The organism is Streptomyces sp. NPDC030809 (assembly GCF_055572195.1).
On sequence record NZ_JBVIDV010000011.1, the window covers coordinates 132 to 15,261 of the forward strand.

The window sequence follows — 15,130 nt, forward strand, 5'->3', positions numbered from 1 at the left end:
ATCCACCCACCCCCCCCCCCCCCCCTTCTCCCCCCCCCCCCCCCCCCCCCCCCCCCCCCCCCCCCCCCCCGGCAACCCGGCTGGCGCCGGGCACCGGGCTCCGCCCGGACCCGCTCCTCAAGCGCCGGAGGGGCTGGGTTTGGCCGGGTCACCGGGCTCTGCCCGGACCGGGGCCTCAAGCGCCGGCGGGGCTGGTTTTTGGCGCGCCTCGTCTGGTGGCCTCGGGTTCCGGTTTCGGCGTTGTCCGGGCGCAACTTCCAGCCCCTCCGGCTTTTGAGGAGCGGGGTTTGGGGCGGAGCCCCAAGGCAACCCGGCTGGCGCCGGGCACCGGGCTCCGCCCGGACCCGCTCCTCAAACGCCGGCGAGGCTGGGTTTGGCCGGGTCACCGGGCTCTGCCCCGACCCGGGCCTCAAGCGCCGGCGGGGCTGGGGGTTGCCGGGTCGTCGGGCTCTGCCCGGACCCGGGCCTCAAGCGCCGGCGGGGCTGGGGGTTGCCGGGTCGTCGGGCTCTGCCCGGACCCGGGCCTCAAGCGCCGGAGGGGCTGTGAACGTCTCCGGGAGTGGGGGGTGTTCGGGGAGGAGGGACGGGTCGGTGGCGGCCGCGCGGAGGCGGGTGAGGATGCCGGTCGCGGCCCGCCGGTACACGGCGGGATCCTCGTGCAGCACGGACAGCGCATTCGCGTGCTCCATGAACGCGATGATCTCGAAGGCGAGCTGGGGCACGTCCAGATCCGCCGTGAGACCGCCCGCGAGCCGGGCCTCGTCCAGCGTGCGCTCCATGTACCGGCTCCAGTCCGTCCGGACCTTCGCGATCTCGTCGCGTACCGGACCCGGCCGGGAGTCGAACTCCGCCGAGGCCGCGTAGAAGAAGCAGCCGCCCGGGAAGATGCGGCGGCCCGAGTAGGCCAGCCACAGCTCGCACAGCCGCCAGGCCTTCGCGGCCTCGGCCGGCTCGCCGCGCAGCGGCCGTACGACGTGGTCGACGAAGAGCGCCACGGCGGCCCGTACGGTTTCCAGCTGGAGGCTCTCCTTCGAGCCGAACAGGGCGAACACCCCGCTCTTGCTGAGCCCCAGATCGGTGGAGATCTTCCCCAGGGACAGCCCCTCCAGGCCCTCGGCCGAGGCGATCCGCATGGTGTGGTCGAGGACGAGCCTGCGGGTCTGGTTGCCGCGCTCGATGCGCCCGTCAGTCATCCGCCCATTCTACTGAACGGACGGTCGTACGGTTTCCCCGCGCGCCACGCCCGGGATCCGCTCCGCCGGGTGCACGGCGCCTCCCCGGTGCCAGACTCGAAGGGCGGGGGCCCGATCCGGCCGGAGCGGAGGAGGAGCGGCATGCTCACCACGGACTACGTCGACGGTGCCCCCGACTGGGTGGATCTCGGCACCCCCGACCCGGACGGCGCGAGCGCCTTCTACGGCGGGCTCTTCGGCTGGGAATTCGAGCCGGGCGGGCCGGAGACCGAGGGCTACGGACTGTTCCGCTCCGGCGGGAAGACCGTCGCCGGCGGGATCGCCCTGACCGCCGGGCAGGCGCTGCCCGGCTGGACGGTCTACTTCCAGAGCTCCGACGTCGACGCCACCGCCGCGGCCGTGCGCGGGGCCGGCGGGGCCGTCCTGTACGAGCCGGCGGACGTGCAGGACCTCGGCCGGATGGCGGTGTTCGCCGACCCGGGCGGGGTGGCGTTCGCCTCCTGGCAGCCGGTGCGCGGCCGCGGCCTGGCGGCGGTGACCGCGGTCTGGGCCATGTGCTGGACCGAGCTCTACACCCGCGACGTGGCCGCCGCGGGCGCGTTCTACCGGTCGGTGTTCGGCTGGGAGATCACCGAGACCGCCTCCGCGGGCGGCTCGTACACGACGGTCCGGCCGGGGCGCGCGCCCGCGGAGGCGGCCTTCGGCGGGCTGGTGCCGATCGGCTCGGACCCCGTGGAGGACGCGTCCTCGCCGTACTGGACCCCGTACTTCGAGGTGGCCGACTGCGACGTCACGGCGGCGCAGGCCGAGGAGCTGGGCGGGAAGGTCCGGATGACCCCGGTGTCCATGGAGGGGGTGGGACGCTTCGCGAAGCTGGCCGACCCCTACGGGGCGCGGTTCGCGGTGATCACGAGTGCGCCCCCGGCCGGGGGCTGAAACGGGCCGCGGACGGGCCGTTGAATGCGCGTTGATCGGATGTATATCGACGCGCGTCATGCTGCGGTCATGCCGATGAAGACGACCGCCGCGACCGCCACCGCCGACAGGATCGCGCCGACTGCAACGACCGTCCTGTCCGAGCAGGACTGGCAGCTGGGAGCGCTGTGTGCGCAGACCGGCCCGGAGTTCTTCTTCCCGGAGCCGGGCACGTCGGTACGGGAGGCCAAGCGGCTGTGCGCGGCCTGCCCGGGCCGCGCCGCCTGCCTGGAGTACGCCCTCGCCAACGACGAGCGCTTCGGGGTGTGGGGCGGCCTGTCCGAGCAGGAACGGCAGCTGCTGCGCCGCCGCTGATGCGCACGGCGGGCCGGTCCCCGTCCATCGGCCCCCTCCGCACCGGGACCGGCCGGCGGCCTCGCACGTCTGCCGGACCGCACGCCGATAGGCCCCGCACGGCCGCCGGACCCGCAGGTCGGCAGGACCCGCAGGTAGGCAGGACCCGCACGTCGGTAGGACCCGCACGTCGGTAGGACCCGTACGTCCGCCGGACCCGCCCGCCGGCAGCACCCGCACGTCCGCCGGGAGGGGGTCCCACGCGAACGGACCGCTTACCCGATCGGACCGCTTACCCGATCGGGCCGCTCACGTGAACGGACCCGCTGCGGACGCGGACCCGTGCCACGACCCGTCCGCCCGGTCCCGGCCCCGCCCCGTCCGCCCCGGCCGTCAGGCCTTCGGCCGTCAGGCCTTCTTCGGCGGGTTGCCCCGGGCCGCGACCCGGGCCGCCCGCGCCGCGAGGCGCTCGTCCAGCTTCCGGGCCTCGCTGTCGAGGCCGGCCATGTAGAGCCCGAGCTCCTCCTGGGCCTGCCGGCCCTCCGGGCCGAGCCCGTCGATGTCCATGACCTTCAGGAACCGCAGCACCGGCGAGATCACGTCGTCGTGGTGGATGCGCAGGTTGTAGATGCCGCCGATGGCCATCTGCGCGGCGGCCCGCTCGAAGCCGGGCATGCCGTGTCCGGGCATCCGGAAGTTGACGACCACGTCGCGGACCGCCTGCATGGTCAGGTCCGGGGCCAGCTCGAAGGCGGAGCCGAGCAGGTTGCGGTAGAAGACCATGTGCAGGTTCTCGTCCTGCGCGATGCGCGCCAGCATCCGGTCGCAGACCGGGTCGCCGGACTGGTGCCCGGTGTTCCGGTGCGAGATGCGCGTGGCCAGCTCCTGGAAGGCCACGTACGCCACCGAGTGCAGCATCGAGTGGCGGTTGTCGGACTCGAAGCCCTCCGACATGTGCGCCATGCGGAACTGCTCCAGCTTGTCCGGGTCCACGGCGCGCGAGGCGAGCAGGTAGTCGCGCATCACGATGCCGTGCCGGCCCTCCTCCGCGGTCCACCGGTGCACCCACGTGCCCCAGGCGCCGTCACGGCCGAAGAGCGTGGCGATCTCGTGGTGGTAGCTGGGCAGGTTGTCCTCGGTGAGGAGGTTGACGACCAGCGCGATCTTGCCGATGTCGGTGACCTTGGACTGGGACGGGTCCCAGGCCTCGCCGTCCTCGAAGAAGCCCGGGAAGTTCCGCCCGTCGCCCCACGGCACGTACTCGTGCGGCATCCAGTCCTTGGTCACCTTCAGGTGGCGGTTGAGCTCCTTCTCGACCACCTCTTCCAGCGCGAACAGCAGCTTGGCGTCCGTCCACGCCTCCGAGCTGCCGAGGTGGGGAGAGGTGATGGTCACGGGTACTCCAGGGGGCCGGCCGATACTTACGGCTTCGTAGGTTACGAGACCGTAGGTTAAGCCCGGCGTCAGGGCCCGCCAAGCCCCGTCCTGGGAATGTCCGGCTACGCACCGTTATGTGTGGAGCTCACGCAACCTGACCGAGAGGCATGTCACGCACCCTTCGAGTTTTTCGAACTCCGAGATGTCCACCGGTACCGGCCGGTAGCCGAGCGAGGCGAACAGCTCGGCGCTGCGCGGCGCACTGGCCGCCATCAGCAGCCGGTCCCCGCCGAGGAGCACCACGTGCGCCCCCGCCTCCTCCGGCACGGGCAGGAATGACCCGAAAGCGGTAGGGGTGTCAACCAGCGGCGGGTGACCGATCACCGTGCCGTCGGGGAGCGCCGTCACGGCGGACTTCAGGTGCAGCACCCGGCTCACCGGCACCGCGGCCACCTTCGCCCCCAGCGGCTCGAAGGCGGCCCGCAGCTGCTGCACCCCGGCCGCGTTGGTCCGGCCGCCGCGGCCGACGTACACCGTGTCGCCGATCTTGAGGACGTCGCCGCCGTCGAGGGTGCCCGGGGCCCGGACCCGGTTCACCGAGCAGCCGAGCCCGGCCACCGCCTCCTCGACCGCGGCGGTCTCCGGCTGCCGGGACTCCGCGCCCGGCCGGGTGATCAGGGCGACGTTGCGGAACATCACGACGGCGTCCTCGACGAAGACGGCGTCCGGGCAGTCCTCGGCCGGTGCGACCTCGACCGTCTCCCAGCCGTGGTCGCGCAGCGCCTGCCCGTACGCCTCCCACTGGTGCAGGGCGAGGTCCGGGTCGACGGACTTGCGCTCGACGTGGGTGACGAGCCCCTCCGCGAGGCGCGGGCCGGGGCGGCGGATCAGGGCTCTTCTGCTGGGCACCGCGCGGCTCCTGGGTCCGGGAGTGGGCCGGTGCCCATCATCACGCCGCGGCCGGGTCCCCGCCAGACGGTTCCCGGCCGGACGGTGCACCCGTCCAGGGGGCCAGCAGGTGGTCCGCCGCCCCCGCCTTGACCGCGGTGATCAGGGCCCGGAGCGCGTCGATCGAATCCGTGACGTAGAGCGGGGACTGGGTGGTGCCTATGTATGCCCGGCCGTCGGCGTCCCGGCCGAAGCGGAAGCAGTTGGCCCCCTCGCTGCAGAAGGCATCGTCCCAGGCGATGGGGCTCGTACGCATGCTCATCTGGTCTCGTCTCTCCTCGGGTTTCCGGGTGACGGTGACGGTGGCGGTCGCGGTGGCGGTCGCGGGCGGCGCGGTCACAACTCCCGCGCCACGCGGTGCACGAACTCGCGCGAGGCGCCTTCCGGCAGGGCCAGCCGGCGCAGCCTCTCCAGCAGCCCCCGGTACCGCCTCAGCTTCATGTCCGAGTCCAGGAGCATCGAGCCGTGCGAGGTGTCGAGCTGTACGGTGTCGAGCTGGGCTATCGAGGCCGCCGCGTACGTGAAGGCCTGGCCGGCCCCGGGAAAGCCGCCCGCCTCGAAGGGGATCACCCGCAGCGTGGTGTGGGGCCGCTCGGACTGCTCCAGGATGTGCTCCAACTGCGCCCGGGCCACCTTCGGCCCGCCGAACTGCATGCGCAGCGCGGCCTCGTGGACCACCGCCTCGTACTGCGGCGGGCGGTCGCGGTCGAAGATCCTCCGGCGGGACATGCGCAGGGCCATCCGGGCCCGGAAGTCCGGCTCGGGCAGCGGCGGATCCGCGGTGTCGAACACCGCCCGCGCGTGGTCCTCCGTCTGGAGCAGTCCCGGTATGTGCGTGGTCACGGCCGTGTGCAACGCGACGGCGTGGTGCTCCAGTTCGGCGATGTCGAGGAGGGCGGGCGGCAGCATTCCGCGGTGCTCCTCCCACCAGCCCTTCTCGCGCTCCTGGGTCATCGCGGCCAGCACGTCCACCAGGGCGGTGTCCGGGCAGTCGTAGTTGAAGGCGAGGGTGCGGACCCGCTGGGCGGTGATCCCGATCCGACCCGACTCGATGTTCGGGATCCGGGTCCGGTCGACGCCCAGGAGGGCCGCGGCCTGCTGCACCGTCATGCCCGACTGCTCGCGCAGTTTGCGCAGTTCGCTGCCGAGGCGCTGCTGCCGTGCGGTCGGGCTGCTCCTGGGCGGCACGTGTCCCCCTTTCCTCGGTCGCGGGCCGCGTGGAAACCGCACCCCACGCCCGACATGGCATGAGAAAACCTCACGTAGCCACCCAAGTAGTAGCACTGTGCACCTCATGGCGCTACGTTCGGTAGTGCAAGTTTCACACGCGGCGACCTCGGGCGAGGGGACTACGGCACCCTCGGCCCTCACCCGGTTCGCATCAGGTCCCCGACCTCCTCGCGGGAACTCGTGCGCAACTCCCCGTCCAGCAGGAGCCACTGCGTGATCCCGACCGACTCCAGGAACGGCAGGTCGTGACTGGCCACGATCAGCGCCCCCTGGTACGCCCCCAGCGCCGCGGTCAGCTGCCGGACGCTCGCCAGGTCCAGGTTGTTGGTCGGCTCGTCGAGCATCAGCAGCTGCGGCGCCGGGTCCGCGAGCAGCAGGGCCGCCAGCGTGGCGCGGAACCGCTCGCCGCCCGACAGGGTCCCGGCCGGCCGGTCCGCCCGCGCGCCCCGGAACAGGAAGCGGGCCAGCTGCGCGCGGATCTGGTTGTTCGTCCTGCCCGGTGCCGCTGCGGCCACGTTCGCCACGACCGACAGCTCCCCGTCGAGGAGGTCGAGCCGCTGGGGGAGGTAGCGCAGCGGCACGTGGACCTCCGCCTCGCCCGCCGCCGGGGCCAGCTCCCCGGCCAGCGTGCGCAGCAGCGTGGTCTTGCCCGCACCGTTGCGGCCCACCAGGGCGATCCGCTCCGGCCCGCGCAGTTCCCAGGCCTCCGGCACCGCGGGCACCCCCGGGCCGTGGACGAGGGACAGGCCGCGCAGGGTCAGCACCTCGCGGCCCGACGGCACCAGCGTGGCGGGCAGTTCCACGCGGATCTCGGCGTCGTCGCGCACCGCCCCGGCCGCCTGGCCGAGCCGCTCGCGGGCCTCGGCGAGCCGCTCCTCGTGCAGGATGCGGTGCTTGCCGGCCGCGACTTGGGCCTGCCGCTTGCGCGCACCCATGACGATCTTGGGTTCGCGCTTCTGGTCCCACATCTTCTGGCCGTAGCGCTTGCGGCGGGCCAGCCTGCCCTGGGCCTCGGCGAGTTCGCGCTGCTGCCGCTGCACGTCCGCCTCGGCGACCCGCACCAGCCGTTCGGCGGTCTCCTGCTCGGCCGCCAATGCCTGCTCGTACGCGGAGAAGTTGCCGCCGAACCAGCGCACCCGGCCCTCGCGGAGCTCGGCGATCTGGTCGACGCGCTCCAGGAGTTCGCGGTCGTGGCTGACCGCGACCAGCACGCCCGGCCAGGCCTCGACCGCGTCGTACAGCCGCTGCCGGGCCCGCAGGTCCAGGTTGTTGGTGGGTTCGTCGAGCAGCAGGACCTGCGGCCGGCGCAGCAGCAGGGCGGCCAGCCGCAGCAGGACGGACTCCCCGCCGGAGAGGTCGCCCACGGTGCGGTCCAGGCCGATCCGGCCCAGGCCGAGCTGGTCGAGGGTGGCGCGGGCGCGCTCCTCGACGTCCCAGTCGTCGCCGACCGCGGCGAAGTGCTCCTCGTTGGTCTCGCCCGCCTCGATGGCGTGCAGGGCGGCCCGTACGGAGTCGATGCCCAGGGCGGCGTCCACGCGCAGCGAGGTGTCGAGAGTGAGGTCCTGCGGGAGGTGGCCGACCGAGCCGGCGGCCGTCACCTGCCCCTCGGTGGGGGCGAGTTCGCCCGCGAGGAGCCTGAGGAGAGTGGATTTCCCGCACCCGTTGAGGCCGACCAGGCCGGTGCGGCCGGGGCCGATCGCCAGCTGCAGGTCCTCGAAGACCGGGGTGCCGTCGGGCCATTCGAAGCCCAGGGCGGAGCAGGTGACGGAAGCGGGGGCGGAAGGAGAGCCGGCGAAAGCGCCGGAAGATCGAGACATGGAGGCCTCCGGTTGCGTGTGACTACGGGCAACACGTGGAGACACCGGCGGTGTCTCAAGGCCTCAAGAGCAACGGACTTCTCCGATCGACGACAGCAGAGCCGTCGTCGACGGTAAGAGGGCGGCCGCCCGGTCCGCAAACCATTTGTCCCGCGGGTGCGGCGGGTCGGTCCGGGCCGGGCCGGATGTCCTTCGGGCGGGGTCGGCGGGGAGGGCGCCGGTCAGAGGGTGTCGCGCAGCAGCTCCGCGAGGTCCGCGTCCATGTCCACGTACAGGTGCTCCATGCCGGGCGGGACCACCGCGGCGACCCGGTGCAGGAAGCCCTCCAGCTCGGCGGTCTCCATCAGCACGATGGCCATGCCCTCGGGGGCGTGGAACTCGATGACGGTGCGGCCGGCGCCGTACGGGCGCACGCGCACGTCGCCCATGCCGGTCGAGCGCTCGATCCCCGTCTCCAGGAGCTCCCGCCCGAAGGTCCACGAGACCTCGATGCCTTCGAGGGTGGCGGGGGCGGGGAAGGCCATGCGGACCGCGAACGGGTCGGACCGGTCGTAGCAGAGCGTGACCGGAACGGACTCGACCTTGGGGGCGGTCGCGACCAGCCGGGCCTGTACTGCTTGCTCGATGACGGTGATCATGGCCTGCTCCCTTGCGGCGGATCAGTAGGGCATCTGGGTAGACGCAGGAACGGCCGGATCCGTGCACACGCCGGGGGCGTGACCTGCGTCACCGGATGGCGGAAAACCGGTGGTCCGGTAGCTCAGCGTGATCGTTTCCCCCCAGTTGGGGAGCCGGTTGCCGGTTCGGGGGACTGGTTCGAGAAGGGCCGGATCTCGCTGCTCCGTCGGCTGCGGGGCGCCGTCCGCACTCTGGACGGCGATCACCGGGGTGCGTTAGCTTCCCGCGCCATGAGACTTCTGGCGGTTGGCATGTGCGCGGCAGTGCTGACGGGGGCCCTCGCGGTTCCCGCGGCCCAGGCGGACGAGGGCTCCGGCGGAGCCGGACGGGGCGGGCGGCCTGAACTCCGCTGGGAGCTCCAGGGCAGCGGCACGGACGCGCGCTTCCGCGGGCTGGCCGCGGTGAGCCGCAGCACGGCCTGGGTGTCCGGATCCAAGGGCACCGTCCTGCGCACCACCGACGGCGGCCGCAGCTGGCGGAACGTCTCCCCGCCCCAGGCGGCCGGGCTGGAACTGCGCGACATCGAGGCCTTCGACTCCCGGCGGGCGGTGGCCCTTTCCATCGGAGAGGGCGAGGACTCCCGGGTGCTGCGCACCGAGGACGGCGGGGCCACCTGGACCGAGAGCTTCCGCAACCCCGACCCGCGGGCCTTCTACGACTGCCTGACCTTCTTCGACCGCCGCCACGGGCTGGCCGTGAGCGACCCGGTGGACGGGAAGTTCCGGATCCTCGCCACGGCCGACGGCGGCCGCTCCTGGAAGGTGCTGCCGGACGCCGGCATGCCCGCAGCCCTGCCCGGCGAGGCCGGATTCGCCGCCAGCGGCCAGTGCCTGGTGAGCGCCGGGCCGCGCGATGCGTGGCTGGCCACGGGCGGCGGCGCCACCGCGCGCGTCCTGCACACCTCCGACCGCGGCCTGAACTGGACCGCAACCGACACCACCATCCCCGCCGGGGAGGGCGCCAAGGGGGTCTTCGGCCTCGCCTTCCGTGACCGCCGGCACGGGATAGCGGTCGGCGGGGACTACCGCGCCGACCAGGCCTCGCCCCGGGCGGCCGCGGCCACCGGCGACGGCGGCCGCGCCTGGAACGCCGCGGCGGCCCCGCCGCCCGCCTACCGCTCGGGCGCGGCCTGGCTGCCGTACGGGCGCGGCGCGGCCCTGGCCGTCGGGCCGACCGGCACGGACCTCACCACCGACGGCGGCCGCAGCTGGCGCACCGTGGACGCGGGCTCGTTCGACACGGTGGACTGCGCCGCGGACGGCTCCTGCTGGGCCTCCGGCGAGAAGGGCCGCATCGCCCGCCTGCACCGCTAGGTCGCCCGCGCTGCGGGTGCGCCGGCCTGCGTGGGGCCCCGGAACGCCGACCCGGGGCCCCGCGCGCTCAGGTGCGCAAGGTCTCGCGGACGGCGGACAGGTCGGCCGAGGTCTTCGACGCGATGAACTCCGTGATCCGGTACGCGCACACGCCCGCCACCGTGAACGGATCCTCCTCCGCGATCCGCTCCGCCTCCTCGCGGGAGATCCCGGCCGCGAGGATCATGCCGCCGTCCCGCGGCACCTTGCGGCCCGAGGCGAGGAACACCCCGGAGGCGTAATAGCGTTCGAGCCAGGCCATGTGGGCGTCCAGCTGCTCTTCGACGGCCTCGATCGGGGCGGTGTAGGTCAACTCCATGACAAACATGATCGTCAGGCTACTCTCGGACCCACCATGACGAGTGTGAAAACCCCCGCCGACGAGGCCGAGGCCCGGGCGGTACAGGACGAACTCCGCACCCGGGTCGTCCGGGACCAGCCCGGACCGCCGCCCGGAGCCGGGCTCGTCGCCGGAGTCGACGTGGCCTACGACGACGAGCGCGACCTGGTCGCCGCCGCGGCCGTGGTCCTCGACGCGGCCACCCTGGAGACCGTGGAAGAGGCCACCGCGGTCGGCCACGTCAGCTTCCCCTACGTGCCCGGGCTGCTCGCCTTCCGGGAACTGCCCACCGTGCTCGCCGCCCTCGACGCGCTCGGCTCGGCCCCCGGGCTCGTCGTCTGCGACGGCTACGGCATCGCCCACCCCCGCGGGTTCGGACTGGCCAGCCACCTCGGCGTGGTCACCGGCCTGCCCACGATCGGCGTCGCGAAGAACCCGTTCACCTTCCGGTACGAGCCCCCCGGCGAGGAGCGCGGCGAGGGCTCGCCGCTGCTCGGCCCCGACGGGGCCGAGGTGGGCCGGGCCCTGCGCACCCAGCGCGGGGTGAAGCCCGTCTACGTGTCCGTCGGGCACCGGGTCTCCCTGGACAACGCCTGCGCGCACACGCTGGCCCTGAGCCCCCGCTTCCGGATCCCGGAGACCACCCGGCAGGCCGACTCGCTCTGCCGCCGCGCCCTGCGCGAGGCCCTCGGCTGAGACCGGCACCGCGGGCCGGCACCCGTACGGACCCGGGCCGCGGGCCCCGGCCGCGGGCGCCCCGCCCGGGCGCCCGCCCGGCCCCGCTACCGGCGCGCCGCCACCCGGAAGCGGATCCCGGCGCCCCGCAGCCGCTCGGTGAGCGCCTCGCCCATGGCCACCGCCGTGGTCACCTGGCCCGCGGTCGCGGGCAGTTCGTCGTACGCCAGGCACAGGGCCGACTCGGCCAGCATCTTGGCCGTCTCCCCGTAGCCGGGGTCCCCGCCGGACACCTCCGTGAACACCCGCCGGCCACCGCCCTCGCCCACGAACCGCACGGTGAACCAGCTGCGCGCCCGCCGCTGCGCATCGGGCCCCGAACCCGGCTCCCACCGGTCCATCAGCCACCGCCGCGCCGCCGGCACCTGGGCCAGGGCGGCCGTCGCCCCCACCGCCGCCGCGCCGCCCAGCGCCATCGGCAGCCGTTCCACGGACGCGAAGTGCCGGTAGCGGAAGTCCGGCCCGTAGCGCTCCAGCGCGGTCGCGGACCGGGCGACGACCTGCGGGTCCAGGGTGGGCAGCGGCAGCGCCCAGGTCCCCGTCTCGCGGCTGAAGTGCGGGGCCCCGAGCGGGGCCCTGGCCCGGCGGCCGAGCAGCCGCGGCTCGTGCAGGCGCCGCTCCCGGGCCGCCCGCAGGGCCTGCGGGCCGCGTCCCATCGCGGTCAGCGCCGAGGCGAAGGTGCCGCCCGAGAACAGGGCGTTGGACCGGACGAACCCGTCCACCCGCAGCGGCACGCCCTCCGGGAGCTGCCGCACCGTGAACAGGACCCCGAGGTCGTGCGGCACCGAGTCGAAACCGCAGGCGTGCACGATACGGGCCCCGGTCTCCCGGGCCCGCGCGTCGTACCGCAGGAACATCCGGTCCACGAACTCCGGCTCGCCCGTCAGGTCCACGTAGTCCGTCCCGGCCCGGGCGCAGGCGGCGACCAGCTCCTCCCCGTACCAGACGTACGGGCCGACCGTCGTGGCCACGACGTGCGCCGAGGCCGCCAGCTCCCGCATCGCGGCCGGGTCCCCGGCGTCCGCGGCCAGCAGCGGCAGCTTCGCGCACCGGGCGTGGCGCTCGGCCAGCCGCTCGCGCAGCTGCTCCAGCTTCGCCGTGCTGCGCCCGGCCAGCGCCCAGCGGCAGTCGGCCGGGGCGTGCTCGGCGAGGTATTCGGCGACCAGCTCGCCCACGAAGCCCGTGGCCCCGAAAAGCACCACGTCATAGGCCCGTTCGGGCCCGTCCGGTCTGTTCATCCCCGCTCCTCCCGGCTGTTGTCGGTGGCCGAGGCTAGCGTGAGTGCCGGCTGCCCGTGAGACCAGGGAGGTGCGCCGGTGAAGAATGCCGTCCGCAAGTGGGAGCAAGTACGGGCATTCGCCCTCGATCTGCCGGGTGCGGCGGAGGAATTCCCGTGGGGGCCCGAGGACTGCGTGGTCAAGGTCAACAAGAAGATCTTCGTGTTCCTGGGGAACGCGGACGGTCCGAATCCGCCCGGACTGTCCGTGAAGCTCAAGGACGAGGACGTGCACGAGCACGCGATGGGCTCGCCCGGCGCCGAGCCGACCGGGTACGGGCTCGGCCGGGCCGGGTGGGTGTCCGTGCCGCTGGGGGAGAAGGGGGCGCCGCCGGTGGAGCTGCTGTGCGAGTGGGTGGAGGAGAGCTACCGGTCCGTGGCCCTCAAGAGCCTGATCAAGGAGCTCGACGCCCGTACGGCGGGGGAGTAGCCGGGCCGGGAGCGGCCCCGGCCCCGGGTCCGACGGCCCGCCGCACCCCCGCGGCCGAAAACGGCTAAGCGCTTGCTCGCCCAGGGGCTTGTGCTGAGTGGAACGCGTTCCTAGCATCACCGGTGTTACATCAGTTGTGTCACATACCTGGCTACCTGGGGGCTCGATGGCAGTGGCAGGGCACGGGAGCGGGCCCCGGACCGGGACCGGCGGCCCGCTGGCGGGCGTACGGGTGGTCGAGCTGGCGGGCATCGGGCCCGGTCCGTTCGCCGCCATGCTCCTGGCCGACCTGGGCGCGGACGTGGTCCGGGTGGACCGGCCGGGCGGCGGCGGGCTCGCGATCAACCCCGCGTACGACGTCACCAACCGGAACAAGCGGTCCGTACTCGTGGACCTCAAGGCCCCCGGGGGCGCCGCCACCGTCCTCGACCTGGCCGAACGGGCCGACATCCTGATCGAGGGCTTCCGGCCGGGGGTCGCCGAGCGGCTCGGGGTCGGCCCCGAAGACTGCCGGGCCCGCAACCCGCGGCTCGTCTACGGCCGGATGACCGGATGGGGCCAGGAGGGCCCGCTCGCCCCGCGGGCCGGCCACGACATCGCCTACATCGCCGTCACCGGGGCCCTGGGCATGATCGGCAACCCGGGAGAGCCCCCGGCCGTCCCCGCCAATCTGGTCGGGGACTACGCGGGCGGCTCCCTCTACCTGGTCATCGGCGTGCTCGCGGCCCTCCAGCACGCCCGGGCCACCGGCGCCGGGCAGACCGTGGACGCCGCGATCGTCGACGGCACCGCCCACCTCACCGCGATGATCCACGGCATGCTCGCCGCCGGCGGCTGGCAGGACCGCCGCGGGGCCAACCTGCTGGACGGCGGCTGCCCCTTCTACGGGACGTACGAGACCTCCGACGGCCAGTACATGGCGGTCGGCGCCCTGGAGCAGCAGTTCTACGAGGAGTTCACCGGTCGGCTCGGCATCGGGGACACGGCCCCCGCCCGCAAGGACCTCGCCCGCTGGGGGGAGCTCCGCGAGGCCGTCGCCGCCGCGTTCCGCACCCGTACCCGGGAGGAGTGGACGGCCGTGTTCGAGGGCTCGGACGCCTGCGTGGCACCCGTGCTCTCGCTGCGCGAGGCCCCCGGCCACCCGCACCTGGCCGCCCGCGGCACCTTCACCGACTTCGGCGGCATCACCCAGCCGGCCCCCGCACCCCGCTTCTCGCGGACCCCCGGGAGCGTGCACCGCGGGCCGGCGCAGCCCGGAGCAGACACCGCGGAGGTGGCCCGGGACTGGGCGGTCCCCGCACTCGACAGGACGGCGGAGGACCGATGAAACGGCAGATCTTCGACGCGGACCACGAGGCGTTCCGCGAGACCGTGCGCACCTTCCTCGCCAAGGAGGTGCTGCCCCACTACGAGCGGTGGGAGCAGGAGGGCATCGTCAGCCGGGAGGCCTGGCGGGCGGCGGGCCGGCAGGGCCTGCTGGGGCTGGCCGTGCCCGAGGAGTACGGAGGCGGCGGCAACACCGACTTCCGCTACGCCGCCGTCCTCGCCGAGGAGTTCACCCGCGCCGGCACCCCGGGCCTCGCCCTCGGCCTGCACAACGACATCATCGGCCCCTACCTCACCTCCCTCGCCACGGAGGAGCAGAAGCGCCGCTGGCTGCCCGGCTTCTGCAGTGGCGAGACCATCACCGCGATCGCCATGACCGAGCCGGGCGCCGGCTCCGACCTCCAGGGCATCCGGACCACCGCCGAGGACCGCGGGGACCACTGGCTCCTCAACGGCTCCAAGACGTTCATCTCCAACGGCATCCTCGCCGACCTCGTGATCGTGGTCGCCCGCACCACCCCCGAGGGCGGGGCCCACGGCCTGTCCCTGCTCGTCGTCGAACGGGGCGCGGAGGGCTTCGAGCGCGGCCGCAACCTCGACAAGATCGGCCAGAAGTCCCAGGACACCGCCGAACTGTTCTTCAACGACGTACGCGTCCCCAAGGAGAACCTGCTCGGCGAGCCGAACGGCGCGTTCGTCCACCTGATGACGAACCTCCCGCAGGAGCGCCTCAGCATCGCGATGTCCGCGATCGCCGCCTCCGAGCACCTGCTGGAGATCACCACCGGGTACGTGAAGGAGCGCGAGGCCTTCGGACGGCCGCTCTCCCGGCTCCAGCACATCCGCTTCGAGATCGCCGAGATGGCCACCGAGTGCGCCGTGACCCGCACCTTCCTGGACCGCTGCATCGCCGAGCACGCCGAGGGCGCACTCGACGCCGTCCACGCCTCCATGGCCAAGTGGTGGGCCACCGAACTCCAGAAGCGGGTCGCCGACCGCTGCCTCCAACTGCACGGCGGATACGGCTACATGACCGAATACCGGGTCGCGCGCGCCTTCACCGACGGCCGGATCCAGACCATCTACGGCGGCACGACCGAGATCATGAAAGAGATCATCGGCCGTTCCCTGCTCGGCTGACCCCTCCCACCACCACCCA

General features: G+C 73.7%; 16 protein-coding genes. 7 read left to right on the forward strand and 9 right to left on the reverse strand.

All coding sequences use genetic code 11. The annotated features are described in order from the left end of the window. Nucleotides 1-467 precede the first annotated feature (467 nt). Nucleotides 468-1,193 (reverse strand): TetR/AcrR family transcriptional regulator, encoded by a 726-nt coding sequence (locus tag ACZ407_RS16340; protein WP_468128751.1) that lies wholly within the window; start codon nt 1,191-1,193, stop codon nt 468-470. 141 nt (nt 1,194-1,334) lie between these two features. On the opposite strand from ACZ407_RS16340, the gene ACZ407_RS16345 reads away from it, so the two are divergent. Further along, complete coding sequence (locus ACZ407_RS16345) at nt 1,335-2,129, forward strand: VOC family protein (protein ID WP_468128752.1); 795 nt, start codon at nt 1,335-1,337, stop codon at nt 2,127-2,129. Nucleotides 2,130-2,198: 69 nt separating this feature from the next. Further along, nucleotides 2,199-2,483, forward strand: a complete 285-nt coding sequence (locus tag ACZ407_RS16350) for a WhiB family transcriptional regulator (RefSeq protein WP_468128753.1) — start codon at nt 2,199-2,201, stop codon at nt 2,481-2,483. Between the two features lie 387 nt (nt 2,484-2,870). Here ACZ407_RS16350 and ACZ407_RS16355 read toward each other — a convergent pair whose 3' ends face one another. The 6 genes from ACZ407_RS16355 to ssgD all read right to left on the reverse strand — a co-directional run bounded on the left by ACZ407_RS16355 (nt 2,871) and on the right by ssgD (nt 8,472). After that, nucleotides 2,871-3,857: an acyl-ACP desaturase gene (locus ACZ407_RS16355; RefSeq protein ID WP_468128754.1), complete on the reverse strand. Its 987-nt coding sequence runs from the start codon at nt 3,855-3,857 to the stop codon at nt 2,871-2,873. 114 nt (nt 3,858-3,971) lie between these two features. Next, complete coding sequence (gene ddaH / locus ACZ407_RS16360; RefSeq protein ID WP_468128755.1) at nt 3,972-4,748, reverse strand: dimethylargininase; 777 nt, start codon at nt 4,746-4,748, stop codon at nt 3,972-3,974. A 40-nt stretch (nt 4,749-4,788) separates the two neighbouring features. Further along, nucleotides 4,789-5,049, reverse strand: coding sequence for a hypothetical protein (locus ACZ407_RS16365; RefSeq protein ID WP_468128756.1), 261 nt, complete (start codon nt 5,047-5,049; stop codon nt 4,789-4,791). A 74-nt stretch (nt 5,050-5,123) separates the two neighbouring features. Then, nucleotides 5,124-5,975 (reverse strand): helix-turn-helix domain-containing protein, encoded by an 852-nt coding sequence (locus ACZ407_RS16370; protein WP_468128757.1) that lies wholly within the window; start codon nt 5,973-5,975, stop codon nt 5,124-5,126. Between the two features lie 179 nt (nt 5,976-6,154). Continuing rightward, nucleotides 6,155-7,834 carry an ABC-F family ATP-binding cassette domain-containing protein gene (locus tag ACZ407_RS16375; protein WP_468128758.1) on the reverse strand — a complete coding sequence of 560 codons (1,680 nt, stop codon included), beginning with the start codon at nt 7,832-7,834 and terminating at the stop codon, nt 6,155-6,157. A 221-nt stretch (nt 7,835-8,055) separates the two neighbouring features. Beyond that, nucleotides 8,056-8,472, reverse strand: a complete 417-nt coding sequence (ssgD, locus tag ACZ407_RS16380; RefSeq protein WP_468128759.1) for a spore wall synthesis regulator SsgD — start codon at nt 8,470-8,472, stop codon at nt 8,056-8,058. Between the two features lie 270 nt (nt 8,473-8,742). On the opposite strand from ssgD, the gene ACZ407_RS16385 reads away from it, so the two are divergent. Further along, nucleotides 8,743-9,825: a WD40/YVTN/BNR-like repeat-containing protein gene (locus tag ACZ407_RS16385; protein WP_468128760.1), complete on the forward strand. Its 1,083-nt coding sequence runs from the start codon at nt 8,743-8,745 to the stop codon at nt 9,823-9,825. Between the two features lie 67 nt (nt 9,826-9,892). Here ACZ407_RS16385 and ACZ407_RS16390 read toward each other — a convergent pair whose 3' ends face one another. Then, entirely contained in the window at nt 9,893-10,192 is a 300-nt protein-coding gene (locus tag ACZ407_RS16390) for a YciI family protein (RefSeq protein WP_468128761.1), read from the reverse strand. Between the two features lie 27 nt (nt 10,193-10,219). Between ACZ407_RS16390 and ACZ407_RS16395 the strand changes: the two genes are divergently transcribed. Next, a complete protein-coding gene (locus tag ACZ407_RS16395; protein ID WP_468128762.1) occupies nt 10,220-10,900 on the forward strand; it encodes an endonuclease V in 681 nt (226 codons plus the stop codon). Between the two features lie 86 nt (nt 10,901-10,986). On the opposite strand, the gene ACZ407_RS16400 is transcribed toward ACZ407_RS16395, so the two are convergent. After that, the gene (locus ACZ407_RS16400) at nt 10,987-12,177 is read right to left on the reverse strand and encodes a saccharopine dehydrogenase family protein (RefSeq protein ID WP_468128763.1); all 1,191 of its coding nucleotides are present in this window, start codon (nt 12,175-12,177) and stop codon (nt 10,987-10,989) included. 78 nt (nt 12,178-12,255) lie between these two features. On the opposite strand from ACZ407_RS16400, the gene ACZ407_RS16405 reads away from it, so the two are divergent. The 3 genes from ACZ407_RS16405 to ACZ407_RS16415 all read left to right on the forward strand — a co-directional run bounded on the left by ACZ407_RS16405 (nt 12,256) and on the right by ACZ407_RS16415 (nt 15,111). Then, nucleotides 12,256-12,645, forward strand: a complete 390-nt coding sequence (locus ACZ407_RS16405; RefSeq protein ID WP_468128764.1) for an MmcQ/YjbR family DNA-binding protein — start codon at nt 12,256-12,258, stop codon at nt 12,643-12,645. Nucleotides 12,646-12,811: 166 nt separating this feature from the next. Continuing rightward, nucleotides 12,812-13,972, forward strand: coding sequence for a CaiB/BaiF CoA transferase family protein (locus ACZ407_RS16410; RefSeq protein ID WP_468128765.1), 1,161 nt, complete (start codon nt 12,812-12,814; stop codon nt 13,970-13,972). Next, nucleotides 13,969-15,111: an acyl-CoA dehydrogenase family protein gene (locus ACZ407_RS16415; RefSeq protein ID WP_468128766.1), complete on the forward strand. Its 1,143-nt coding sequence runs from the start codon at nt 13,969-13,971 to the stop codon at nt 15,109-15,111. Before ACZ407_RS16410 ends, ACZ407_RS16415 begins: the two co-directional genes overlap by 4 nt. Nucleotides 15,112-15,130 lie beyond the last annotated feature (19 nt).